Consider the following 24,557-nt stretch of genomic DNA (forward strand, 5'->3'; position numbering starts at 1 on the left):
CCTGGTTTTCGCCAGATCATGTTGCGAGCTCGTCGGCCGCAACATGCGTCTGGCAGTTCTTGGGGCAGACGCGGCCGCAGGCTCCGCAGCCTATGCAGCGGCCGGCATCATCGACAACCATGATCATGCGATTGAGCTTGCCGTCGAAATCGTCGTCCTCGTCATCGCAGGGGCCGAGGATTTCACCCGCATCATCAACGCCGTGAAGATGCATGACATCGCGCGAGCAGACCTTGAAACAACGGCAGCAGCCGATGCAGGTCTTGCTATCGATGGAGGTCAGGTACGACGGCATCCAAATGGAGCCGTCACGGGTGGTGAATGTGCGCATCATCCTAAATTCTTCATTGAAGCGAGTTCTCTCTTGGCAACATCCAACTCGGCATAAACGGCTTGGGTTTTCTCGGCGACTTCCTGTATGTCGGCCCACTTGCCCGGCAGACCCTCGACAAGGTCCTGCAATGCCATCTTGGCAATAGCTGCACGCAACTGGAGCTTTCGGACTTTCTTCATCATCTTATCTAGGTCTGACATAGATCCTTCCTGGAACCATGGTTTCTTGATGCGCTCCATCTCGGGCTAGGCTTCAATGGCTGCAGTCGCATCGTCGACCAGTTTCGTACCGGCCTCAGCAAGTTTGTGGAAAGTCTCGAAGCCGAACCGGTGGACGTCTCGACAGAACGCCCAACCGCTGGAAGCCCGCAGGGGCTTCATTCCAATTATTGGCGACGTCGACACGCCGGAGCGCTCCTCGATCGCAAGCGCTACGGCGGTGTAAACATGTCGAGCCTCCACAGCGCGTCAGGATCGGGATCGCCGCCAAAGGGTACCGCACGTTGCTGTTGCTTGGTGATGATGAACTCGGCCAGCAGCTCGGCATCCGAATGGCCTTCCCATAAGCCGAAGGAATCCTGAGTACGAATGAGCCGCAGGAGGCATTTGACGAACGGGGAAGCAAGGGCCTCGTCGTCATTGTTGACAGCAGGGCCAACCGGAGGAATTTCGTTGTTCGTCATTTCAGTCTTCGTCTTCGAGGTACGATTTCCTTTTCCTGCGATGCCCACTCCGGGTCCGCTTGCGTGGCCGACGAATGGCTTGGGCGGGCCAACCCCAAGAGTGCCCCGTGGCCGACCTCGACATGTCCACGAGTGCGAGACCTGCGGCGCGAATTCGCGGCGCACATCGTCTGCGCCGCGATCCGACCGGTGGTCAACGCAATTGAAATCCAACCTTCCGCAAGCCGCCGCCCTGCTGCATCGACATACTTGCTGCGAAGAGAGCTTCGATGGGCGGATTGGCCAGTGTTCAATTCCAATTGTCAGTCCCTTCGCGATTCTTGCTCAGGAAGTGACTTCGTTTTGAGTTTCGGGTGCCTTCTTTTGCGGAGCCACACAAAGATCCGCGTGACAGGCAGGCTCACCCGTGTAGTTGGCCAGTGCTTCGAGCAATGGGGTAAGATAGTACTGTTTGGTGTGGTCCGGAATTGGCCCCAGCCGGTCCACCGATTTCAGTGCCACCTCGATCAACTCGATTGCGCGATCTTTGTTGCCGCTCTCGTAATAATACTGAGCTACCGGGAGGTACCGGAGGTATTTAAACGGGCCATCGCCGTTCGGGGGATTGAGTGCCAGTATCTGTTCCGAGAGCTCGTTGCCCATCGCAAAGCGCTCCGCGCGCGGAAGATGGGAATTGTCCATCGTGGGATCGAAGAGTTGGTTGAGGGCCAAGGCCATCCACGACACCGCGTCGGACGTTTTGTCGATCGCGTCCTCGACCAATTCTCGCATGACCGGCATGCCGGTCTTGATGTCGCGCAGCTTGTGAAGCAGAAGATCCGCATGAATCTGCCGGAACTCACAAGAGTCTGGCATCAAGGCGAGGCCTTCTTCGATGGCCAAGAGCGCCGCCGTCCAATCCTCGGCCTGCATCGCCGGCTCAAGTTTGGCGTATATCGGCCCGGTAAGCGACATTTCGCGCGCTGCAAGTTGGTTATGCGCGATGCGCTTTGCATCGGCGGCTTTCGCTTCATAGCTGCTGCGCCAGCTGCCGTTAAGGACTTTCGGCAAAACGTCATCGAGTTCCGCCGGGTGGCCGATAAAAGCGATGTGGCCGTCGCGGTCGACCACGAACGAGGTGGGAATCCCAATCGAAGAGCTGGGATCCATCCAGAGCTTGTTCATTTCGCCAATGTAATCGAACCCGATACGATAATTCAGATTCGGGAACTCCTCGGTCAGCCAGGCATCCACGTTGGTCCGCGCCTCGTCTGCGGTAGGACCCTGTTCGCAGGCGGCAACTCCGACCGCCTCAAATCCGCTGCCTTCATATTTCTCCTGCAGTTCGATCAAATGGGGCATGGCGTCGACACATGGTCCGCACCAAGTCGCCCAAAACTCAACGAGGTAGACCTTGCCGGGCCGAAAGTTCGTGAGGGGCTCGCCACGCAGCCAGTTCTCCACTTTGATCGCAGGAGCCGGGGACCCCATACGCAGTTCCATCTTGGTGTCCAAAGTCATTCCACACCTTTCGTCTCTTTTGTCGCGGAATATTTTCCAGTCAAAATCGGACACGGTCTCGAGGGCATCGCTCCCTCTGGCTTGCTTCAGCGAAGCTCTCACCGTGTTGCCGCACATCAAGCTGCAACGGAGGTGCCAATTCCCTCAGCTCCGGTAAGCGGCGGGAAATGCTTTGAAATTCTCCACGAGGCCAAATGCGGCCGATTGTCGTGAACCCGACATGTCTTCTGCCGCTGTCGGGTTTCGCCCTATCACTCTTGAGAGCTTGGACGGCTCGCCTGTGATTAGACTGGCCTCGGCCCTCGAGCAGTGGCAGTTTGGCGCCAGTTCGAAAGCGCGAACTCGCCGGCTTGGTCCTCGTGCCGCCACCGCCGCGTGTGGATTCTTGCCCCGGAGTCAAAATTCGCCTCGCGGTTGCCAACGGCGGCATGCGCTCAATGCGCGTGGCGTTGAGCACCGACAGCACGTAATGGTACCAATTAGTGGATGCCCGTCGCTGCCTCCACTTCTCCAGCCAAGCGCTCGAACGACGCTACCTACCCACGTTCGAGCGCGACCGCGGAATCGCAGACTGCCGAACGTCAGCCGTTGCGAAAGGTGTAGCCGTACCCGTTGATCGCCGGTGCGCCGCCTAGATGTGCGTAGAGGACCCTCGATCCCTGTGGAAAGAAGCCCCTCTGGACGAGGTCGATCATCCCTTGCATCGATTTGCCCTCGTAAACGGGGTCCGTAATCATGCCCTCGAGCCGCGCGCACAAACGGATTGCCTCTTTGGTTTCCTCCGATGGAACGCCATAACCCGGGTACGCGTAGTCCATGAACAACACCACGTCTGCCTCGACAATTTCCGCTCCGAGGTGGACGAGCTTCGCTGTATTTTGGGCGATGCCAAGCACCTGCGCCTTGGTCTTGGCGGGCATGGCGGAGGCATCGATACCGATCACGTTGCGCTGTCGACCATCCTTGGCGAACCCGACGAGCATGCCGCCGTGGGTTGAACCAGTCACCGTACAGACGACGATATAGTCGAAGGCAAACCCAAGCTGCTCTTCCTGGGCACGCACCTCCTCAGCGAACCCCACATAGCCCAGGCCGCCGTATTTGTGGACAGAGGCGCCGGCAGGTATCGCATATGGCCTGCCGCCCCTTGCCTTGACTTCATAAAGTGCCTTTTCCCAGCTGCGGCGGATGCCGATGTCAAAGCCCTCGTCAACCAGGCGCACCTCTGCCCCCATGATGCGGCTCAAGAGGATATTGCCGACCCGGTCGTAGACAGCATCATCATGTGGGACCCAGCTCTCCTGGACCAGGAGGCATTTCATGCCGATCTTGGCGGCGACCGCAGCGACCATGCGCGTATGGTTGGACTGCACGCCACCGATTGTGACGAGCGTATCGGCATCTGACGCGATCGCGTCGGGCACAATGTATTCGAGCTTGCGCAGCTTGTTTCCGCCGAACGCGAGACCGGAGTTGCAGTCCTCGCGTTTGACGTAGATTTCCACCTTGTCGCCCAGATGCTTGCCGAGGCGGTCGAGCCTCTCGATCGGCGTGGGTCCAAAGGTGAGCGGATAACGTTCGAATTTTTCCAGCATGCTATCTCCAGCAAAAAAGTACCTGAACCTGCTACGCACCGGTCAGCCCAGGGGTATGGTCGCGTGTTAGCCGAACACAGATTCCCTATACGATCAGCTCAGTCATCAGAGGGTGACCAAAATTGGTGTGGGTCTGAGCACTGATCCTGTCATCCGCGCATCAAAGCAGCAGCACATGCTGGGCATTCGACCAAGCCGGGACACAGCTGAAAATTGCATTCCGCAGTTGATCAGAGTCAGACGACTGGTACCCGAGCTTTCCTGTAACCATCGGCATGCTGGCCCCTGTGGCGAGTTCCACGAGCGCGGCTAGAGGACTGCCAGATCAGAAAGAGCACGCGGCCGAAGTAGCCGGCCTGAAGCAGCAGCGAACAGGCCAGCGTCGTGACGACTGCCACACGGAGCGAATCCAAAGCGAAGTAAACCATCGACGCATTGCTGCACAGGACCAGCCCCACGAGCCGACAAAAAGATGAAGTGCACGCCGCTCCCCTGGTTTTCGCCAGATCATGTTGCGAGCTCGTCGGCCGGAACATGCGTCTGGCAGTTCTTGGGGCAGACGCGGCCGCAGGCTCCGCAGCCTATGCAGCGGCCGGCATCATCGACAACCATGATCATGCGATTGAGCTTGCCGTCGAAATCGTCGTCCTCGTCATCGCAGGGGCGAGGATTTCACCCGCATCATCAACGCCGTGAAGATGCATGACATCGCGCGAGCAGACCTTGAAACAACGGCAGCAGCCGATGCAGATTTGCTATCGATGGAGGTCAGGTACGGCGGCATCCAAATGGAGCCGTCACGGGTGGTGAATGTGCGCATCATCCTAAATTCTTCATTGAAGCGAGTTCTCTCTTGGCAACATCCAACTCGGCATAAACGGCTTGGGTTTTCTCGGCGACTTCCTGTATGTCGGCCCACTTGCCCGGCAGACCCTCGACGAGGTCCTGCAATGCCATCTTGGCAATAGCTGCACGCAACTGGAGCTTTCAGACTTTTTTCCTCATCCTATCTAGGTTCTGACATAGATCCTTCCTGGAACAATGGTTTCTTGATGCGCTCCATCTCGGGCTAGGCTTCAATGGCTGCAGTCGCATCGTCGACCAGTTTCGTACCGGCCTCAGCAAGTTTGCGGAAAGTCTCGAAGCCGAACCGGTGGACGTCTCGACAGAACGCCCAACCGCCGGAAGCCCCCACGGGTTTCATTTCTATTGTCGGCGACGTCGACACGCCGGAGCGCTCCTCGATCGCAAGCGCTACGGCGGTGTAAAACATGTCGAGCCTCCACAGCGCGTCAGGATCGGGATCGCCGCCAAAGGGTACCGCACGTTGCTGTTGCTTGGTGATGATGAACTCGGCCAGCAGCTCGGCATCCGAATGGCCTTCCCATAAGCCGAAGGAATCCTGAGTACGAATGAGCCGCAGGAGGCATTTGACGAACGGGGAAGCAAGGGCCTCGTCGTCCCCGTGGACAGCAGGGCCAACCGGTTCATGAGGAATTTCGCTTTTCCCCAATTTCAGTACTCCTCTTGAAGGACGATCTCTTTTTCTGCGATGTGTGGTTCGGGCGCTTGCGTGGGCGGGGAATGGCTTGGGCGAGCCGATCCCACGCAACAGTGTCCCGTGGCCGACCTCGAGCACGTCCACCAATGCGAGACCTTTCACCGCGGCGCGAACGCCTGCGCCGCGGTTCGACCCGAGGTAAACGCAATGGAAATTCCACCTGCCGCAAGCCGCGCACTTTTGCGGCATCGACGTTATTGCTGCGAAGTGCGCCTGGGCGGGCGGATTTGCCGGTGTTCAATTCCAATTGTCATGCCCTTCGCGATCCTTGCTCAGGAAGTGACAGCGTTTTGAGTTTCGGAAGTCTTGTTTTGCGGAGCCACACAGAGACCCGCGTGACAGGCAGGCTCACCCGTGTAGTTGGCCAGGGCTTGGAGCAACGAGGTGAGGTAGCGCTGTTTGGTTTGGTCCGGCACTGGCTCCGAATGGTCCAGCGATTTGATTGCCACCTCGATCAACTCGATCGCCCGGTCCTTGTTGCCGCTCTCGTAATAATACTGAGCGACCGGAAAGTAACACCCGAATTTAAAGTCTCCATCGCCTTGCGGAGGATTAAGTTCCAGGATCTGTTCGGAGAGCTCCTTGCCCATCGCAAAGCGATCATCATGCGGAAGATGGGAGTTGTCGATCGTGGGATGGAAGAGTTGGTTCAGCGCCATCACCACCCAAGACATCGCTTCGAACTTTTTGTTGATCGCGTCCTCGACCAATTCGCGCATAAGCGGCAAGCCGGTTTTGATGTCGCGCAGCTTGTGAAGCAGAATATCCGCATGAACCCGCCGAAAATCAAAAGAGTCTGGCATCACGGCGAGGCCTTCTTCGATGGCCAATAGTGCCGCTGCCCAATCCTCGTCCTGCATCGCCGGCCCAAGTTTGGCGTATATCGGCTGACTCAGCGACGATTCGCGCACACGCGAGATTCGCTTTGCATCGACGGCTTTCGCTTCATAGCTGCTGCGCCAGCTGCCGTTAAGGACTTTCGGCAAAACGTCATCGAGAGGTGCCGGGTGGCCGATATAAGCGATGTGGCCGTCGCGGTCGACCACGAACGAGGTGGGAATCCCGAACGAAGAGCTGGGTTCCAGCCAGAGCTTTTTCATTTCGCCAGTGCAATCGAACGCTGTCCGATAATTCAGATTCGGGAACTTCTCGGTCAGCCAGGCATCCACGTTGGTCCGCGCTTCGTCCGCGGTTGCAGCCTTTTCGCAAGCTGCGACTCCGATAATCTCAAATCCGCTGTCTTTATATTTCTCCTGCAGTTCGATCAAATGGGGCATGGCGTGGACACATGGTCGGCACCAAGTCGCCCAAAATTCAACGAGGTAGACCTTGCCGGGCCGAAGGCTCGTGAGGGGCTCGCCACGCAGCCAGTTCTCCACTTTCAGCGCAGGAGCCGGGGACCCCATACGCAGTTCCATCTTGGTGTCCAAAGTCATTCCACACCTTTCGTCTCTTTTGTCGCGGAATATTTTCCAGTCAAAATCGGACACGGTCTCGAGGGCATTGCTCCCTCTCGCTTGCTTCAGCGGAGCTCTCACCGTGTTGCCGCACATCAAGCACGGCAAAGGGCATGCCAACCCTTCTTAGCTTCGGCAAGCGCCGGTACCGCCTTGAATAAGCGAGCCCTAACACGGCCAGCTGACGTTAACCTGAATGTCGGCTTTCGACGGCTCACCTTAGCGGCTGCCGTTTAGGAAGGTGAGAGTTTGGCTGGCCCGCTGGCGATAAGACCGGCTTCGGCGTCCTGGAGTAGTCGCACTTCGGCGATGGGGTCGAAAGTGCGGGAGAGGCTCGGTACCCTTGCAGCCACCGCCGCATGTGGCCCGGCGTCATAATTCGCGTCGCGGTTGCCAACGGCGGCGTTGGGCTCGATCCACGTGGCGTTGAGCCCGACAGCACGTAAAGCTGCATCGTGATTGAATGCCCTTTGCTGTTTCACGCCAAGCAGGAGTCGCGCGACGCTACCTTGCTCAAGCGCGAGCAGAGCGATCTGACGCCGTAGGAATATTGCTCGTCCCGCTTTTGCCGCCAGAGGCGGAAATCTTTCCTGAATGCCACCGCCGATCATCAATATCGACGAATCATATCCCGCTGCCCATTTGTTCGACTCCGAGGTCGGGCCAGCACTCCGTCAAGGGACGGTTGATGAACCCTAGATGCTCGGGATTGGCGCATGGCGCGCGCCGCAGAAGGCTGTCAAGGATGCGGCGCGCTCGCCAGGCCAGCAGCCCAAAGTTCGGATCAGCCAGCCCGCGCTGTCCAAGGCAGGCGTTCTGAACGAAAAGGCGTCGGTCTCGCGGTCCGTCCCAGTACACCGAAAAATCCTCGCCGATGGCGAGCTCATTGCCGATCTGTTCGAGGCGATCTGCGATCGGTTCTAGGAAACCCGGCAGCGGTTTCTCGTACCCGGTGGCCAGGATGACGATATCGGCGGTTACTTCTCCGATGTTGTCCAAGCCGCGTTGCAGCGTGAGCCTGTGCCCTGCTCCGGCATTGATGCAGCGCGACACGTTGCAACTTGGCCGCAATGTGATCTCGCATTGGTGTGGCTCGAGAAAGGCGTGGTGGTAGAGCGCCTGATAGACCGCGCGCAACTTGCTTTCTGAAATGCCCTCGGAGGCAAGCGCGAAACGCCGCAGGAACAGCTGTCGATGCACCTCGCTCATCGCAGCAAAACGATCCGAGAAGCATGGCGTGAACAGCCCGTTTGTGAACGCGTGGTCGTCGAAAGGCATCTCGCGCGTCAAGACCCATGTGATCGCCGCGGGCCGCCGTTCTTTCGGCCGGCCGACAAGGTGCAGTAGCAGCTCGGCTCCCGACTGTCCGCCGCCAACAACGCAGACATGCTTTTTTTGCACCTCAGGATTGATGTGGGCCAACTCAGATGAGTGGAACAGGTTGGGTCCAGTCCAGCCATGAAACTGAGGCGGAATTTGCGCCTGCTTGCCTATGTCGATGACGAGGTTTCTTGCATCAAGGACCGCGTTGTCCGTCCGCACGCGAAACTCGCCGTCAAAGCGGATTTCGCGAACGGCCTCGCCGCCACGGACAAGCGGATTCTTCTGGAACGCCCAGTTGAGATATTGGGCGAACTCGGCTCTAAGCACCCCGTGAAATTGCGCATTGAGGAAATTGTAAAGACGCCCGTTCTCGTGGAGGTAGTTTACGAATGTGTAGGCTGATCGCGGATTGACCAGAGTAACCAGATCCTGGAAGTGGCCGACCTGGAGCTCCGCGCAATCGAAAGCGCTGCCTGGATGTCCTCGGAAATCGACCTCCCGGTCCAGGAACAGTGCCCCTTGCGCAATCTCTTCCTGTATCTGACACGCAAGGCTCAAATTAGATGGTCCAGCACCCACACCAATACAAAAGAGGTCCACTTATCCTTACTCCTCTAGGAGTGTTTTCCAACTCAGCGGCATGTTGACGTCGATTGCCGGGCATTGAGCAATGCGAACCTCACAGGCATGCTTGAGCCGCGGTCCCGACTGAGAGGACAGCAAAAGCGTGTGCCGCCTTCCAGGTCTTGGGCTCAATGTCGGCGGCATCGACAGCGGCGCGGCGTGATCCGAACCCAAGAGCAGAAGGAAAGTGTGTGATGCTGTCGCGCGGCTCTTCCGGATCTTACGGCGGCTTCTAGCGCCGGCCTCCACCCCAGGAGTGGCTGTTTCCCTGCCACGACGGAAGCGGCTCTTTCTTTCGAGGGGCGTAACCATGGATAACGGCTCTTAATGCTTTCGGAGACTCCCATGCATGCGGCGTGCCGGATAAAGACCTGTCAAACCAACGAGTTCGCGCAGTTCCAGCTCGTCTGGAATCCGACATTGTCGCACGCCCGACGATCGGGCAGGGGAAGCTCCGCGGCAGCGGCCCTTGCACACCGCAGGCTGACAGGGACAGCCGCCGATTTGACGCGCGTCCGGGTACTGATAAGGGGCCTTCCAACAGGGTTCGCGCACGAGGCGGGGTCTCCTGGTACACCCGCCCTGTGGCTTGGCTGCGGTCTGCTGCAGCCGTTCGTCTTTACTGCCCGTTGCGGACGATCTCGCACGAGTTGGTTCACGAGAGCGTCGTGAAGCAGTCGAGGCGTCCGGTTTGGCTCTGACAAGCGTCGCAAGATGTTCGCGGATCCAGCCATGTCTCCGCAATCCGACCGGTAACCGACGACGACTTCGGACTGGTTGGCGGTCCTACGACCTGATCGGTGTTCCTACGGAGCTGATCAGCGAGCCAAAAACAGCGGCAATGTGGTCTTCCCAAAGCTCCAGCTCGGCGGACCGCCGAAAATCCGCTCACGCAGCCCACGGCTGCCATAAGCACCCATAACCATCATGTCAGCACAGATGTCGTTCGCGTGCTGGGTCAGCACTGTGCCCGCCGATTTGCCGGCGCTCTTAAGCAGGTCAACGGAGACCCGAGCACCGTGCCGAGTAAGATAGGCAGCGATGTCAGCTCCAGACTGCGCGCCTTTCCCGTTGTTTTGCGCCTTTGGATCGACCATAGCGACACAGACTTCCTTGGCAGCGGATAGGATACTAAGAGCTTCCCGAACCGCACGCGAGGCCTCTACACGCGAATCCCAGCCGACCAGCACGCGTCGAGGCGACAGCGTCGCCTTAACGCCCTTCGGCACGATGAGCACCGGCTTTCCGCTATCGAACAAGCAGCCGTTGACAACAGGAGGTCCGAGAGTCTCATCGTTGAGGAGGTCTCCTCCAACGATCGTCAGGTCAGCGCAGAGCGCCCGCTGTCGTGCCACTTCACCGAGGCTAGCCGGATCGCAATAGTCGGTGTCAACGTCACAGGAAAGCGACATAGCTTTCAGCCTTTTGAGGATATCCGCGGACCGTCTTTCCATTCTGGTCACGTCCTGTGAAAATTTCTCGATTTGCTGAAATCGATAGTTCGGTACTGCAATTGCCTGTGCACGTCCTGTATTCCATTCGGGGGGCGGAGACGACATCAAGAGCAATGGAGGCGGTATAATGAGTACCGATAGGTGCGCGCCGACCTCGGCACACAGTCCGGCAGCTGTTGTGAGGTCCTCATCAGAATGATCAGCACCCGTCACACTGAATATGCTTTTAAATTCCATTTGCCTGCTTCTCCTGGTCTTCGTTAGGAGCGCCTCAAAGCGGCAACACCGCTCTCAGGAGGAAGAGAGAGCGGCACCACGTTCGATCACCGATTTCAGTCGTCCGGCTTCTCGAGCGAGTAGCCGGCCGACCTGACGGTGCGAATGACGCTGCCGGGCAAGGCCGTTTTCAGCGCCCTCCTGATTCGGCTGATATGGACATCGACGGTGCGTGCACCGACATGAATGTTGGGCAGCCAGGCCGCCCCGATAAGCTCGTCCCGGCTGAAGACCTTGCCGGGGGCCTCAATCATAAGCCGCAGCACGTTGAAATCGATCCGTCCGAGATGGATGTCGTGGCCATTACCGCGAACCCGATGGGCATCGAGCTTCATCTCCAGGCCTCCACAACAAATCCAACTGTCGTTTTCAACCCCGTTCGGACCACGCTTGGTCAGCCCGAGCCTCGCCCGCAGGCAGTCGAGCAGCTTGGCCGGAGCCACCGGCCGCACAAAGCTCTCAACGCCTGCCTTCAAGAGATCGAGGTGCTGGTGCTCGGCGCCAGGCGCGATCAGGGCGATGATAGGCAGGTCGGTGGTGCGCGGTTCCCGCTTGAGGTGGGCGCAAATTGCGGACCCGTTTATGCTGGCTGGGTCGCAATCCAGCACTACGGCCTGAAGCTCCCGTTGTTCGGCCAAGGCCAGCGCAGCCTTCGCGCCGTCTGCCGTCTCACTGCTGAAACCGTCAACCTCCAGTATGTGGCTGTAGAGCAGATAGAACTCGGCATCTTGCGAGCAGATCAGGACCAGCGGCTTCTTCATCGGCGATACCCCAACAACCTGGTCGGCCTCGAGTCCCTGGATCGAGGGGACTGGCCAACATAGTTTCTCGGGTCCGTCATGATGGCCTTTCTCGAAAATCGCGCCCATCATGCCAGCGCCACGTGGGGAAAGGTTTCGATGACTGAAATCGCATCGTCGACCAGCTTCGTACCGGCCGTGGCGAGCTTCAGGAGCGTCTCGAAGCCAAACCGGTGGACATCGCGCAGCGTTTTGGACAAAACGACCAGCCGTCCGGTCGTGAAAAGCACCCGACCAAAACCCTCATGGCTCACCTGGATCATCGGCGATGCCATAAGGCCGCAGCGCTCCTCGATCGCAAGCCCGATGGCGGCGTAGTACTTGTCGAGCCTCCACAGCACGTCGGGATCGGGATCTCCGATGATTGGGATCCCTCGGCGCTGTTCCTTGGTAATGATGAAGTCGCCCAGCAGCTCAGCGTCCGCTTTGCGTTCCCACGAGCCATAGGAATCCTGAGAACGGATCAGCCGCACGAGGCATTTGACGAACGGGGTGCAAAGAGCCGCCTCGTCTTCGGCGACAGCTGGGGGGATTGCGGGGTCAGGCATTGGCGTCCTCCTCTTTTCAGTCCTCGTCCTCGAAGGACGGTTTCTTTTCGGCAATGCCCGCTCGCGCCAGCACCTTGCGCAGCCAAGGCGGAGGACACGTCCTGAGCATCATCTGCGTGCGCAAGAGCACCTGTGGGATCGATTGGGGCTCCGCCACTTTGATCGGGTGGATTTTTGCCGCGACAAGCTTGGCTGCCGAAGGGCCGCCAATTGCCAGACAAAACAGGATCTGACAGCCCTTGAGCGCATCCACCTTTGGCGTGATGCGATCATCGCGCTCGGCCCGATGCTCCCCGCTTTCATCGGACACGTCATCGAAGGCCACGGCTTCTACGAGATTCCATTCCTCGCGCGTCACGTCGTAGACAGCAAAGCGCCTGGCCGACCCGAAATGGGCGTTGAGGTCCTGCATGTCCTGAGTGGCGATCGCAACGCGCAATGCGCCCTTACGTCGTTCAGGCATCGGGGCGAAAACCTCACTACTGACCAGCGAGAGGCGGCGAACAGCGTTCATCGTGATATTTCTCGATTACGGAGTGGATCAAGCGCCTCAGGAGTGGGCGCGTGTTGGTTGGCCTGGAAGATGCTGGCGACCTCGAAGATCATGTCGCGGGTGCCCTGATAGAGAATTGCGAGCTTGTGCTGGCTGCCTAGTCGATCGAAGACCGGGAACCCGATGCGCATGAGCGGAATTCGGAGCCGCTCCGATGCTTGGCGCCCGTGCGAATGCGTGACAAGCAGGTCAGCACCGACGGCAAGACTTTCCAGATCGCCGAGATCGCCGATCTGAACCGAAACCGCCGGGACTTTCTCGAGAATTTTAGACCTGTCGGTCGTTGTGACGGCCGCGGCTATCTCGGAGCCGAGGCCAGCAAAGAAGGTCGCAAGTTGGAACAGCTGGTCTGGTTCGGCAGCGATGGCAATTTTCTTGCCGCCGAAATGGAAATGTCCGTCGAGCATCGCGTCCTGCAATTGCGCCCGGCGCCGGCGCACGCGGGCCGGTACCGCCGCGCCCGAAATCGCAGACAGCAGCGACACGAAGCGGTCCGTGTCCTGCAGCCCAGTCAGTGACTGGAACAACACGTAAGGCACGCCGGTCAACCCGTGCAGCGCTTTCGCCGGGCGGCGCATGTGCTCACCGATGGCGATGCATTGCATGGCCGTGCCCAACTCGCGAATGTCTTCGACGCTGGTGCCGCCGTATGTGGTCGCTACCCAGCGGTCAGGAACCGTACCGTCGAGCGAGCCTGAAATGTCGGGCAGAATAACCGGCTTGAGCCCAAAGCTTTCAACCATGTCACGCATATGCTCGATGTCGGCGACAGTGAGGTTGCATCCGGGCAGGATCGCGATCTTCTTCGGCTGCCGCGCACGTTCGCCCGAGCCTGTAATCCCTTTGATCATTGCGGTGACTGCCTTGGCCCAGCCCTCTTCGATCGCGCCGTCAAAATCCGGCGTGTTGGCCAGCACGACCTCCGTACCCGCAAGCTCTTGCGTGTGCTTCAGCTTGATGTTCGCAATATCACTCGCGCAATCTTCGCCACGCGTCTCCACCAGCGCGGTCGTGCACACCCCGATCAGCTTTGGCTTCGTGCGGTTCTTGAGGTTGAGGATGGCTTCTTCAAGATGGTCGGCAGCGCCGAGGATGGTCGCCACCTCATCCATCGCTGTTGTCTGCAATGGAATCGTTTCTTTGAAGTGCCGTACGAAGAGCACGAGCGCGAAGCTTGTGCATCCCTGGCTGCCGTGGAACAGCGGCATCGCGCCGTCGACCCCAAGAAAGGCAAAGGCGGCACCCAGCGGCTGCGACGACTTCAGCGGGTTCACCGCCGCGGATTTGGTCTGGGGAAGGATGCGGGCCATCGGTCGCCTCAACACTCGCTGAACTCGTGTGCCGTCGCGCCGGCGAATTCATCGAACAGGTGCCCGGACTCCTTCTTCGTGCATGGCAGTTCGTCTTTTAGATCAGGCTGGCAATCCCACGGGGCCGGCTGGCGCACCTGAGACCAGACCGGATTGTGAATGGCGAGGTCGATCTGGCGTACGAGTTCCACCATGCCGGCATAGCCGGCATAAGGGTGCTGGCGCTCCTGGTTGATATCGAGCCAGGGCGTCTTGGCCTTGAGCGCAATGAATTGCGTGCGACCGCCCGACAGCATGATATCGGCCCTGTGTTCAGAGAGCATGGCGTACAGCTCGCGCGCAGCCATGTATTCGAACATATGCTTGTCGTGCTTGAGAACTTGTTTGATGCGCTCCTTGTCCTGCACCGTAGATTTCTTGACCGAGGTGCCGACGATCTCGATTCCGATCTCCATCAGCGCACGGACAACCGACCAGGACTTCACACCGCCTGTGTTGAGCAGCACGCGCTTGCCTTGGAGCCTTTGCCGGTAGGATTCGAGTTTCTTCCACGCGATCGCCTCCTGCTGCGCGATCAGCGTCTCCGTGCGCTCGAGGATCTCCGGATCGGCGCCCTTCCTCACCAGCAGCCTGACAAGGTTGCGAAGAGCTTGCGATGTGTCGGAGATGCCATAGAAGGAGCCCTCGAAGAACGGGATGTCCCAGCGCTCCTCCATCTTGCGGGCAAGACTGATCAGCGCGGTCGAGCACACGATCATTGCCGCCCGGGCGCGGTGCGCGGAAGCAATGTCGCGGTAACGCGCATCGCCGGGAATGCAGGCGCGCACCCGGATGCCGAGCCGATCGAGGAGCGGCTTTACAAGCCAGAATTCGCCCGAGAGGTTGAATTCGCCAAGGATGTTGATGTCGTAGGGCCCGGGGTCGTCGGGTTCGACCGTGCCGATGACATGATCGAGCAACGCCTCGGCGGCGAGCTTGTTGCCGAGGTTCTTGGAGCCTGCCAGGCCAGGCGCATTGATCGGCACCACGGCCAAACCGAACTTTTCCGTGGCGCGTTTGCACACGGCCTCGATGTCGTCACCGATCAGCGCCGTTACGCAAGTTGAGTAGACGAAGATCGCCGGCGGCGCGTATGTGTGCTTGATCTCGCGGATCGCCTTGAAGAGTTTCCGCTCGCCCTGCCCCATCACCAGGTCGAGTTCGGTGAGGTCGGTCGTGAAGCTTGTCCGCCACAAGGTCGGCCCTGACGAAACCGCACCACGGTTGTCCCAAGAATTGCCCTCGCAGGCGAGCGGCGCATGGACCAGATGCGCAACGTCGGTGATCGGCTGCAGGACGATCTTGGCTCCGTCAAAGGCGCAGCCGCCGGCTGCCGCCCCTGGTGTCAGCGACTTCGAGCAGCCCTCCTTGCGCGCCTTGGCATCTTTGCCACGGTTCTTATCGCAGGCGGGCTCATCGAAGGCGTCCTTGATTTTGGCGCTGAGGGAGGACATCGCTCAGCCTCCCCAGTCCATTGGGCAAGGAATGGCCTCGGCGAAAAGCCGGCCACGGCTCTTAGCGCGTGAGGTCATAGGAATAATCCGTCACACCCGTCTCGCTCGTCTCGCGATCGAGTTTGTCGAAGATCTTGTCGAGGATCGTCGTCAGCACGCGCAACGCGCCCTGGTAGCCAAAGAGCGCAAAGCGGTGATGATGGTGCCGATCGAAGATCGGAAACATCAGCCGGATCAGCGGCGTTCCGGTGTCGCGCTCCAGGTACTTGCCGTAGGAATTGCCGATCAAAAGGTCCACCGGCTCGGTAAAGAGCAGCGAGCGCAGCGCCCACAGGTCCTTGCCCGCCCAAACCTGGGCAGCCTTGCCGAAAGGCGAGGATGCTAGCAGCTTCTTCAAATCGGCTTCCCATGCCGAGGTGCCATTGGTGGCGAGGCAATGGGTTGGCTCGCCGCCGGTCTCCATGACAAAGCGGGCCATTGCGTGAACGAAGTCGGGATCACCGTAGATGGCGTATTTCTTACCATGCAGCCAGGATTGGCTGTCCGCCATGGCGTCTACCAGTCGGCCGCGCTCGAGGCGAATTGCCTCGGGAATCTCCTTGCCGGAAATCGCCGCGACCTCCATCAGGAATTCGTCCGTCGCCTGAACGCCGAGCGGATAGTGGAACGAGGCCGTCGCCTGCCCGACCTCCTCGCAATAGCCCAGTGTCTTTCGGGTGTTGTGATGCTGCAGCGAAAGCGTTGCCTCGGCGTTGAGGGCCTTCTTCACCTCGTTGATCTTCGTGCCCCCGTCATACATGCGGTATTCACCGTCCGAAGGCGTATCGAACTGGTCAGAGGCATCCTGGATCAATGTATAGGACACGCCCATTACATCGAGCAGGCGCTTGAGCTCCCGGTTGTTGCCGACGCAGAAGCCGTCGAAGCCCGGAATGATGTTGATGGTTCCTTCGATTTGCGTACGCTCCTGACCTTTCCAGAAGTGCTCCAAAATGCCTTTGACCATGTTGTCATAGCCGTCGACATGACTGCCAACGAAGGCCGGGGTGTGGGCAAAGGGCACGTCGAAGTCGCGCGGGACTGAATCTTCGTCCTTGGCGTTCTGGATGAAGCTGTGCAGGTCGTCGCCAATGACCTCTGCCATACAGGTCGTCGACACGGCAATCATCTTGGGGTCGTAGAGCTGGTAGGTGTTGGCGAGCCCGTCGACCATGTTCTTCAGGCCGCCAAACACCGCCGCATCCTCGGTCATTGAGGAGGAGACCGCCGCGGCAGGCTCCTTGAAATGGCGCGACAGGTGCGAGCGGTAATAGGCGACGCAACCTTGGCTGCCGTGGACGAAGGACATGGTTCGCTCGAAGCCGGCGGCAGCGAATACCGCACCCAGCGGCTGGCAGGCCTTGGCCGGGTTCACGACAAGCGCTTTGCGGGCGAGGTTCTTTTCGCGGTATTCCCACGTCTGGGTGAAATCGCGCTGATCGGAAACGATTTCATCGGGGTGCGGACATTCGAAGTTTAGCTTCTTCTCAGCGAGCATCTTTCTGTATTCCGGCTCGCGGAACAGGGGAGCGTGATCGAGAATTTTTTCAGCCGACTGCGGCATGATGATTACCTCTTTTGCATCTGGCTGCGCGGGACGGCAGCTCAGGACGTCAAGACGTTCCAGGCTCCGGCGGATCAGAGGCCGCGGGAGTTCACCGTCTCAGTGGGAGACTGGGGCTGAAGCAAATGTTTATTCGGCAGCCATCGCCCGCTCATCGCCCCGGCTTCTTTTCCAAGGCGCGTGGAATAGGTCCCAGACCGGGTTGTTAATGGCGAGATCCACATCACGTGCGAAAATGGCAAAGCCGTCGTAGCCGTGATACGGGCCTGAATAATCCCAGGAATGCATCTGGCGGAACGGTATGCCCATCTTCTGCACCGGGTATTTTTCTTTGATTCCCGAGCCGACCAGATTTGGGCGAATCCCTTCGATGAATTTCTCCAACTCATAGCCGGTCACGTCATCGTAGATCAGCGTGCCGTTCTTCACGTAGTGGCCGGTGCGCTGATAGTCGTCGCTGTGGGCGAATTCATAGCCGGTGCCCACGATGACCATGCCGAGGTCCTCGTAGGCCGTGACGACGTGGCGGGGGCGCAGGCCGCCGACATAGAGCATCACGGTATTTCCTTCCAGGCGCGACAGGTACTTGGCGATGACCGCATCAACAAGCGGCCTGTACTTGGCAATGACCTTTTCGGTCTTCTCCTCGATTTCCGGCCCAAAATGCTTGGCTATGTTGCGCAGAGAGGCTTCGATCTGGGAGGGACCGAAGAAATTGTACTCCATCCAGGCGACGCCATACTTTTCCTCCATATGCCGACAGATGTAATTCATCGACCGGTAGCAGTGGATAAGATTGAGCTTAGCCTTCGGGGCGCGCTCGATCTCTGCGAGTGTGGCGTCACCCGACCAGTTGCCAACCACGCGCAGCCCTATCTCCTCAAGCAGTATGCGCGAGGCCCAGGCATCGCCGCCGATATTGTAGTCGCCGATGACGTTGACGTCGTAGGGGCCGGCCTCGAACTTGACATCCTTTTTGTCGAAGACCCAATCCCGGATTGCATCATTGGCGATGTGGTGGCCAAGCGACTGCGAGACGCCGCGGAAGCCCTCGCAGCGTACCGGCACGATCGTCTTGTCATACTCCTTGGTCTTTTTGCGAGAAACGGCCTCGGTGTCATCGCCAATCAGGCCGATAGGGCATTCGGACTGCACGGTGATGCCGTTGTTGAGCGGAAACAAGACTTCAATCTCGTCAATGATCTGTTCCAGCTTCTTGTCGCCGCCGAAGACGATGTCCTTCTCCTGGAAATCGGAGGTGAACTGCATTGTCCCGAACGTGTCGACGCCCGTTGTACCGACGTAGTAGTTGCGGCGCTGCGACCAAGAATATTGGCCGCAGCCGACCGGGCCGTGCGAGATATGGACCATATCCTTGACTGGCCCCCACACCACGCCTTTCGAACCAGCATATGCACAGCCGCGAATCGTCATCACCCCGGGAATGGACTTGATGTTCGATTTGACGTCGCATTCGGAAAGGACCTCGCTTTCCCCGCCAGCCTCGTTGCCGCTCTTTGCGACGTTGAGGTGCTTCTTGCGGCGCTTCGCCGCCTTGTCGGGATAATGCGACAGCACCTCTTCGATAAGCTTCGCATGAAGAGCACCGTCATTCTCGTATTCCCGGCTCATGAGTCCCCCTTTCAAGGTTGGGTGACGCCTCAAAGAATAGGCGCCGTTCTCTGCAAGGCGCGCCGATTCATGGCAGCGCTAATGTCACTACTGGGCCGCCGCCTTCGCCGCTTCCTTGGAGTGAAGCTCGGCAAGCATCTGCTCGTCGGTCTTCATGATGCCGAAGTCGAGCAGCATCTCCTCCAGCTCCTCCATGGTGATCGGCGTCGGGATCGTACCCTGGCCCGAATTGGCGTGGATCTTCTCGGCCAGAGCGCGGTATTCCCCTGCCTGCTTTGAGTCCGGCGCGTACTGGATCACCGACATCTTCCTGAGTTCGGCATGTTGGACGATGTTGTCGCGGGGCACGAAGTGGATGAGCTTGGAATTCAATCGGCCAGCCAGTGCTTCGGCCAGATCGAGTTCGCGGTCGGTTTGACGTTCATTGCAGATCAGCCCGCCCAGCCGCACACCGCCCGAATGGGCATATTTGAGGATGCCCTTGGCGATGTTGTTGGCGGCATAGAGCGCCATCATCTCGCCGGACATGACGATATAGATCTCCTGGGCCTTGCCTTCGCGGATCGGCATGGCGAAGCCGCCGCATACCACGTCGCCGAGGACGTCATAGGAGACATAATCGACATCGTCATAAGCGCCATTCTCCTCGAGGAAATTGATCGAGGTGATGACGCCGCGGCCGGCGCAACCGACACCCGGCTCGGGGCCGCCGGACTCCACGCACTTGATGCCTCTGTAGCCCACCTTGAGCACGTCCTGGAGTTCGAGGTCTTCCACCGAGCCTTCCTGTGCGGCGAGATCCAGGACGGTATCCTGAGCTTTCGAATTCAGGATCAAGCGTGTGGAATCGGCTTTGGGGTCGCATCCTACGATGAGGATTCTCTGCCCGAGGTCGACAAGGGCAGCGAGCGTATTTTGGGACGTGGTGGACTTGCCGATGCCGCCTTTTCCGTAAAAGGCGATCTGACGCAGACCTGACATAATAGCTTTCCTTCCTTCGTTCTAATTATCGCGACTGCCCGCGACACAAGTGCCGATAGGCAGCTCGTGCCGCCTCACACCAAGCATCGCAAAAAGCGTACCAGCGTGATCGGCCGATCCCAGAAGAAACTTTGTCATTAAATTCCAGCCGCTTAGACGGCGGCAAAACGCGCGAACGGGCCTTTCAGGCGTCTGTCACGGACACGACAAAGCCGACACAGATTGTCGTGCGCCATCCAAACCGCCGTGTGTCGAGCTCGAAGCGGGAGAATGGGGAAGTTAGCCCAAAGCTGATGGCGAGACCATCGGAAGACATCGGCTCTTGTCTTTCCAGCCTGCCATTGATCGGGCGGTCGCTGGATGAGCAGGAGCCTGGGGCTTGACCGCGGCGCGGGTAGTTCAGGCAGGCTTACAGAGCGGGAACGCCGGCGGCCGATAGACATCCGCGCTTAACCTTTCATAGCCCGTCTACAAGTTGGTTCCGCCGACGCGCTATATGGAAGCCAAATAATTCAGTAGCTTAGCCGAGAGCATTGATTTTTTCAGAAAGATACGTGTTATACGCGTATGAACCGCCGAACCCATGGTCGGCGCCCTCATGCGCGTGAGACCCCGTTGTGGGCGAGGCTCGCGACTGGCTGCACGATCCTAGCCGGCCTGCTTGCCATTGAGTTTGGTCCCGCCGCGGTAGGCTGCGGCATCAAGGGCAACATCAGCTACAACACTGGCAAGAAGATTATCACGTTCTTGGACAGGAATCTTACTGGGAGACACGCATCAACCTATTGAAGGGCGAGCGGTGGTTTTGTTCAGAGGAAGCTGCACGAAAGGCGGGCGGGCGGGCTTCGAGAGGTTAGTGTCGCGGCAGCTTGCAGATCTGCCCACGGGGCCGCCACGATCGCAAAGTGTGTACAAAAGCGCCCTCTCTGCCGAACTGAACAGTGCTCACGGCCATAGCCTCGGATGAGCCCGACTGGCTTGACCTCTGCATGATGAGAGCAGCTTTTACACCAGGTGCGCAGCACATGTCTTTAACGAACGCATCGTCTTCAAGAATATAGAGAGCAATTCGGAAAACCGAGTAGTTGGCGGCGAAGCTAGGAGAAGGTATACACTACCCTCTTGTTACCCCAGAGTAGAACGTGCAGCTGCGGCAAGACGCGGGCTTCGAACCACCTGTCGCTGGTCACCTTTTCTACCAGCGGTTCCATGCGCATCATATTCCGTCGGACTCGACAGAGACGTCTTCATTACCACGGCGGGGCGGCGTGTGATTGCCGGGTTGCAGACAAACCTCGCCGCGACGTATTTGGGACGAGTGGTGTCGGCACCGAATCCCTATCATTTAGACTAGCCAGCTTGGGGAGCGCCGTCAGACCGCCAGACCGGAAGAGGAGGCTTCGCGCCAACTTGTGCCAAGAATGTTGGACCGTGCGGAACCGCTGGGGCGGCGCTCAACTCTGGCGCAGGATGAAGCGTCGATTGGGTGAATGAATAGGGCGCGCGTTCGACGGGTAGAGTGAGGCAAATCGCTGGATGTCTGCCGGATCAACGTCAACCGGTTCCATCGCCACCATCCACTCGACGTTTTCGGTGCACGGCGGCGTCGTCAGTGAGCCCTCATAAGTCCAATAGCCAAGCGAGGCTGGCAGAAGCCAGTTGGGATTCACCTCGTCGATCGTCACCTCCCCATTCGGCAGTTCGGGAAAGGCCGCAGCAAGGGCAGCAAAGCTGGCATTTGTCGCGCCGGGCGTTAAAAAGACGCCCAGCACGCCCAGAGTACCACTTTGCGTGTCCTTGTGAACGAAATGCACCTCCATCGGGAAGCTCTTGCCCGCCACGTGATGTTCGCTTGGCGCATGGAAATGGAACTGTACCAGTTCGTAGACACGATCGCCGCGGGTCAGCGTGCTGCCTTGTGGCATATTGATTTGAATGGTGTGGCCGTTGTTCACCATATTGCCGCCGCCCTTGTGCCAGCCGATGGCGATATGCGGGATATCCGCCTTGACCGCGCTGTTGATATTGATCGGCGATTGCTGCGTGCCGGCAGAGCATACGAAATTTTCCTTATCCAGATCAGCCCAGTGCTCCGGTCCGACCGGACCGGTGTACCCCCAATGGGCACTGGTCGCTTGGGCGGCTTGAACGCAAATCCGGCATGCGCCGAGCGCAACCAACCCTTTGATCAGGTGACGACGATACATATTACTTTTGCTCCTCTTGCGAACTGATGTTGGTGGCTGCCCTAATGGACGCGTGATGGCCAATCGGCGCGGCCAGTATTGTCCTTTGCAACTGATAGATGCCCGCACGCCTTGGCGTGCTTTCATAAGTGCGGCTGCCGTTTCTCGGCTGGCCGGCTTCTGCAGCCCGCAACGGGGGCAGTTTCAACCAGCTAAACGATAAAAAATTTTAGCAGACCAGCGCTTGACCCCCGCCGCAAAGGCACAGGCGAAGGTGATCACTGCGCGGCTGCCGTTCGCGCCGGAGGCCGCATCGCTATACTTTACACTCGCTGCCCAAGGAGACGCAGGCGACCCCAATACGTTTTCATCGCTACTCCCGACGCAGCCGACCCACGCCACGAAAACGTTGCTATATTTCACGTTGGGCCAATGAGGAAATCGATCTTCTTTATGGAAGGCATTTGCGCAATGGATGCATTCCCATGCTGACAGTCGTGCGTCAGGCCGGACAATGAGATACATCGATAAGAGCTGGACAAGGATGAGGGGATGACGTGCTTGCGACGGAGCAGGTGGGGCGAGAAGGCCAGTTCTTGCGGATTTCAACTTTGCGTGACGACAGCTCATCGGAGTCAAGGTGACACACGCCGGCAGCGGGGTGTCCGGGCGGTTTCCAGCCGCACAATCGCGAGACCGCTGACGCGAACAAAGCTCGGCTGTACTCGGCACGCGAAGAGAGCCTGCCAAGCCGTTGGAGCCCGGCCTTCCGGTGCGACGCAAGCCACAGACTAGACCGCCCTCTTGTTACCCCAAAGCAGAACGTGCAGCTGCGGCAACACGCGGGCTTCGAACCACCTGTCGCTAGTCACCCTTTCGACAAGCCATTCCATTCGCATCATTATTCCGTCCAAGTCGACAGAGGCGTCTTCACTGCCAGGGAGCGGCGGCGTGTGATTGCCGGGTTGCAGATAGATCGGAAGGTGCGGATATCTCGCCGCGACTTCTTTGGCGTAGGCATAGTCACTCTCGTCGAAAACGACGAGCTTGAGCACGATTTGCGGCTTCTCTTGCGCCGCTTCGAGGCATGCATCAAACGCAGCCCAACGGGTCGTCATCTCGCTGGACGGCGGCTTTGGGCTAAGGGTCAGCACGTCAAGATCCGCAAACCACTCCCTCACCACGGAACCCTGCGTTTCCAGTGCAAAACGATAGCCCTCGCGATGGCCTCGTTCTATGAGGGGACCGAACGGCTGAATGGCCGGGTTGCCGCCTGACAAGGAGACCATAACCGGCCTGCCGCCGGAAAGCGCATGGACGGTTTGCCACACGGCATCGATCGGCATCGGTAGCCATTCATGGCGATACTGATTGTCCACCGCGTGAAGGCTGTCGCACCATGAACAGCGATAATCACATCCGCCGGTTCTGATGAACACCGTCGGCAAGCCGATGAGCACGCCCTCGCCCTGGATAGTCGGCCCGAATATCTCGCTCACACGGATTGCGGGATGCATGTCGGTCACGGACGGTATTCCGCCCAAGTTTTCGGTGTTTCGCTAACGCGCACGGCCGCGGTCTGCGGCAGACGTGCCTTGCACCATTCATAGAAATGTCTGGCCAGGCATTCCGCCGTGACCTTCTCATGTCCCAGCACGTCGTTGAGGTGCCGATGGTCGAAGCTCTCGTCAATGTAGCGTTTGAGCGGCGCCAGATCGTGATAGTCGCGCACGAAGCCGTGGGCGTCCAGTTCCTTGGCCGACAGCTCCACTACGACGACATAGTTATGCCCGTGCAGGCGCGCGCATTGATGGTTGGGAGGCAAGGAGGTGAGCTGATGCGAGGCCGAGAAGTGGAATTCCTTGCTGATGTGGAACATTACGCGCGCCTCCTGCGCAGCGCCTCAAGCCAGAAATCGGCGTCCTCGTAGTCGGTGGGATCAGCGTGCCCGGCGAGATGGAACGCTTCGCGCCGCTCGACGCAGGTCCCGCATCGTCCGCAGTGACGCACGCCGCCCTTGTAACAGGACCAGGTCTCAGCAAACGGGGTGCCGTATCTTGCGCCATCCGCAACAATGTCAGCTTTTCCGAGATTCACATACGGTGCATAGAGGCGTATCTGCGCATAGCCGTCGAGCGCGCGGTCTTGCATTGTCTGGAAAGCTTCAATGAAGGCCGGACGGCAATCGGGATAGATGAAATGGTCCCCACCATGCACGGCCGCCGCCACCGCTTCGGCGCTGTGGGCGGCGGCGAGACCGAAGGCGATTGCCAACATGATGGCATTGCGGTTCGGCACCACCGTAATCTTCATCGTGTCTTCGGCGTAGTGGCCGTCCGGCACGTCGATACTGCTAGTCAGCGCTGAGCCGGAAAGGCCACGGCCAATTTCGCCGATGTCGATGATCTGGTGCGGGACCTTCAGTCGCTGCGCGCAAAGAGCGGCGAAGCCCAATTCCTTCCTGTGCCGTTGGCCATAGTCGAAAGATAGAAGGCCGGTGAGTTCGTGCTCCGCTGCCACCATGTGAGCAAGGGAAACGGAGTCCAATCCGCCAGAGCAGACGGCGAGAGTCTTCATCATTGGTATCCTTGTTTTGACCGGGTAAGGCTGCGACCGGAGATTTCTCTGCGCCCCCACTACTCCAG

General features: G+C 59.0%; 23 protein-coding genes and 3 pseudogenes. All 26 read right to left on the reverse strand.

The genetic code is table 11. The annotated features are described in order from the left end of the window. Positions 1–16 precede the first annotated feature (16 nt). The gene (fdxB, locus tag EOA78_RS11280; protein ID WP_174800308.1) at positions 17–334 is read right to left on the reverse strand and encodes a ferredoxin III, nif-specific; all 318 of its coding nucleotides are present in this window, start codon (positions 332–334) and stop codon (positions 17–19) included. Then, on the reverse strand, positions 331–534 hold the full coding sequence (locus EOA78_RS11285; protein ID WP_127315235.1) for a CCE_0567 family metalloprotein: 204 nt from the start codon (positions 532–534) through the stop codon (positions 331–333). Before EOA78_RS11285 ends, fdxB (EOA78_RS11280) begins: the two co-directional genes overlap by 4 nt. A 45-nt stretch (positions 535–579) precedes the next feature. Beyond that, positions 580–1,016 (reverse strand): annotated as a pseudogene (locus EOA78_RS11290) (DUF269 domain-containing protein). Between the two features lie 324 nt (positions 1,017–1,340). Next, positions 1,341–2,498: a TlpA disulfide reductase family protein gene (locus EOA78_RS11295; RefSeq protein ID WP_063170386.1), complete on the reverse strand. Its 1,158-nt coding sequence runs from the start codon at positions 2,496–2,498 to the stop codon at positions 1,341–1,343. A gap of 599 nt (positions 2,499–3,097) precedes the next feature. Next, the gene (locus EOA78_RS11300) at positions 3,098–4,111 is read right to left on the reverse strand and encodes a 1-aminocyclopropane-1-carboxylate deaminase (RefSeq protein ID WP_024505903.1); all 1,014 of its coding nucleotides are present in this window, start codon (positions 4,109–4,111) and stop codon (positions 3,098–3,100) included. 236 nt (positions 4,112–4,347) lie between these two features. After that, positions 4,348–4,647: an exopolysaccharide production repressor protein gene (locus EOA78_RS37925; RefSeq protein ID WP_082826585.1), complete on the reverse strand. Its 300-nt coding sequence runs from the start codon at positions 4,645–4,647 to the stop codon at positions 4,348–4,350. Then, positions 4,619–4,934 (reverse strand): annotated as a pseudogene (fdxB, locus tag EOA78_RS11310) (ferredoxin III, nif-specific). The gene EOA78_RS37925 and the pseudogene fdxB (EOA78_RS11310) overlap by 29 nt, the downstream one beginning before the upstream one ends. Continuing rightward, a complete protein-coding gene (locus tag EOA78_RS37010) occupies positions 4,931–5,089 on the reverse strand; it encodes a CCE_0567 family metalloprotein (RefSeq protein WP_224571204.1) in 159 nt (52 codons plus the stop codon). The pseudogene fdxB (EOA78_RS11310) and the gene EOA78_RS37010 overlap by 4 nt, the downstream one beginning before the upstream one ends. 91 nt (positions 5,090–5,180) lie before the next feature. Next, complete coding sequence (locus EOA78_RS11320) at positions 5,181–5,624, reverse strand: DUF269 domain-containing protein (protein ID WP_224571203.1); 444 nt, start codon at positions 5,622–5,624, stop codon at positions 5,181–5,183. Positions 5,625–5,944: 320 nt separating this feature from the next. Then, complete coding sequence (locus EOA78_RS11325; protein WP_063170388.1) at positions 5,945–7,090, reverse strand: TlpA disulfide reductase family protein; 1,146 nt, start codon at positions 7,088–7,090, stop codon at positions 5,945–5,947. Between the two features lie 272 nt (positions 7,091–7,362). Next, the gene (locus tag EOA78_RS11330) at positions 7,363–7,740 is read right to left on the reverse strand and encodes a hypothetical protein (protein ID WP_024505270.1); all 378 of its coding nucleotides are present in this window, start codon (positions 7,738–7,740) and stop codon (positions 7,363–7,365) included. A 13-nt stretch (positions 7,741–7,753) separates the two neighbouring features. Further along, positions 7,754–9,052, reverse strand: coding sequence for a SidA/IucD/PvdA family monooxygenase (locus EOA78_RS11335; RefSeq protein WP_063169368.1), 1,299 nt, complete (start codon positions 9,050–9,052; stop codon positions 7,754–7,756). An 842-nt stretch (positions 9,053–9,894) separates the two neighbouring features. Further along, positions 9,895–10,767, reverse strand: a complete 873-nt coding sequence (locus tag EOA78_RS11340; RefSeq protein WP_063169369.1) for a universal stress protein — start codon at positions 10,765–10,767, stop codon at positions 9,895–9,897. A 95-nt stretch (positions 10,768–10,862) separates the two neighbouring features. Next, positions 10,863–11,678, reverse strand: a complete 816-nt coding sequence (locus EOA78_RS11345) for a response regulator transcription factor (protein ID WP_063169370.1) — start codon at positions 11,676–11,678, stop codon at positions 10,863–10,865. Further along, positions 11,675–12,154 (reverse strand): NifX-associated nitrogen fixation protein, encoded by a 480-nt coding sequence (locus EOA78_RS11350; RefSeq protein WP_024505267.1) that lies wholly within the window; start codon positions 12,152–12,154, stop codon positions 11,675–11,677. Before EOA78_RS11350 ends, EOA78_RS11345 begins: the two co-directional genes overlap by 4 nt. A 16-nt stretch (positions 12,155–12,170) precedes the next feature. Beyond that, on the reverse strand, positions 12,171–12,668 hold the full coding sequence (nifX, locus tag EOA78_RS11355; RefSeq protein ID WP_063169371.1) for a nitrogen fixation protein NifX: 498 nt from the start codon (positions 12,666–12,668) through the stop codon (positions 12,171–12,173). Next, positions 12,665–14,017: a nitrogenase iron-molybdenum cofactor biosynthesis protein NifN gene (nifN, locus tag EOA78_RS11360; protein ID WP_024505265.1), complete on the reverse strand. Its 1,353-nt coding sequence runs from the start codon at positions 14,015–14,017 to the stop codon at positions 12,665–12,667. Before nifN ends, nifX begins: the two co-directional genes overlap by 4 nt. Before the next feature lie 8 nt (positions 14,018–14,025). Then, positions 14,026–15,510: a nitrogenase iron-molybdenum cofactor biosynthesis protein NifE gene (gene nifE / locus EOA78_RS11365; protein WP_024505264.1), complete on the reverse strand. Its 1,485-nt coding sequence runs from the start codon at positions 15,508–15,510 to the stop codon at positions 14,026–14,028. Between the two features lie 61 nt (positions 15,511–15,571). Then, positions 15,572–17,113 carry a nitrogenase molybdenum-iron protein subunit beta gene (gene nifK / locus EOA78_RS11370; RefSeq protein ID WP_024505263.1) on the reverse strand — a complete coding sequence of 514 codons (1,542 nt, stop codon included), beginning with the start codon at positions 17,111–17,113 and terminating at the stop codon, positions 15,572–15,574. Positions 17,114–17,242: 129 nt separating this feature from the next. Next, a complete protein-coding gene (nifD, locus tag EOA78_RS11375; RefSeq protein ID WP_024505262.1) occupies positions 17,243–18,745 on the reverse strand; it encodes a nitrogenase molybdenum-iron protein alpha chain in 1,503 nt (500 codons plus the stop codon). Between the two features lie 87 nt (positions 18,746–18,832). After that, positions 18,833–19,726, reverse strand: a complete 894-nt coding sequence (nifH, locus tag EOA78_RS11380; protein ID WP_024505261.1) for a nitrogenase iron protein — start codon at positions 19,724–19,726, stop codon at positions 18,833–18,835. A gap of 1,097 nt (positions 19,727–20,823) precedes the next feature. Continuing rightward, positions 20,824–21,020 (reverse strand): annotated as a pseudogene (locus EOA78_RS37015) (7-carboxy-7-deazaguanine synthase QueE); the annotation flags it as partial. A gap of 160 nt (positions 21,021–21,180) precedes the next feature. Continuing rightward, positions 21,181–21,933 carry a carbonic anhydrase gene (locus tag EOA78_RS11395; RefSeq protein ID WP_063169372.1) on the reverse strand — a complete coding sequence of 251 codons (753 nt, stop codon included), beginning with the start codon at positions 21,931–21,933 and terminating at the stop codon, positions 21,181–21,183. Between the two features lie 770 nt (positions 21,934–22,703). Next, positions 22,704–23,429, reverse strand: a complete 726-nt coding sequence (queE, locus tag EOA78_RS11400) for a 7-carboxy-7-deazaguanine synthase QueE (protein WP_164548811.1) — start codon at positions 23,427–23,429, stop codon at positions 22,704–22,706. A gap of 5 nt (positions 23,430–23,434) precedes the next feature. Continuing rightward, positions 23,435–23,791 carry a 6-carboxytetrahydropterin synthase QueD gene (gene queD / locus EOA78_RS11405; protein WP_063169374.1) on the reverse strand — a complete coding sequence of 119 codons (357 nt, stop codon included), beginning with the start codon at positions 23,789–23,791 and terminating at the stop codon, positions 23,435–23,437. Beyond that, positions 23,791–24,489: a 7-cyano-7-deazaguanine synthase QueC gene (gene queC / locus EOA78_RS11410; protein ID WP_063170389.1), complete on the reverse strand. Its 699-nt coding sequence runs from the start codon at positions 24,487–24,489 to the stop codon at positions 23,791–23,793. Before queC ends, queD begins: the two co-directional genes overlap by 1 nt. Positions 24,490–24,557: the final 68 nt, after the last annotated feature.

The organism is Mesorhizobium sp. M5C.F.Cr.IN.023.01.1.1, from assembly GCF_003997585.1.
Lineage (GTDB): Bacteria > Pseudomonadota > Alphaproteobacteria > Rhizobiales > Rhizobiaceae > Mesorhizobium > Mesorhizobium wenxiniae.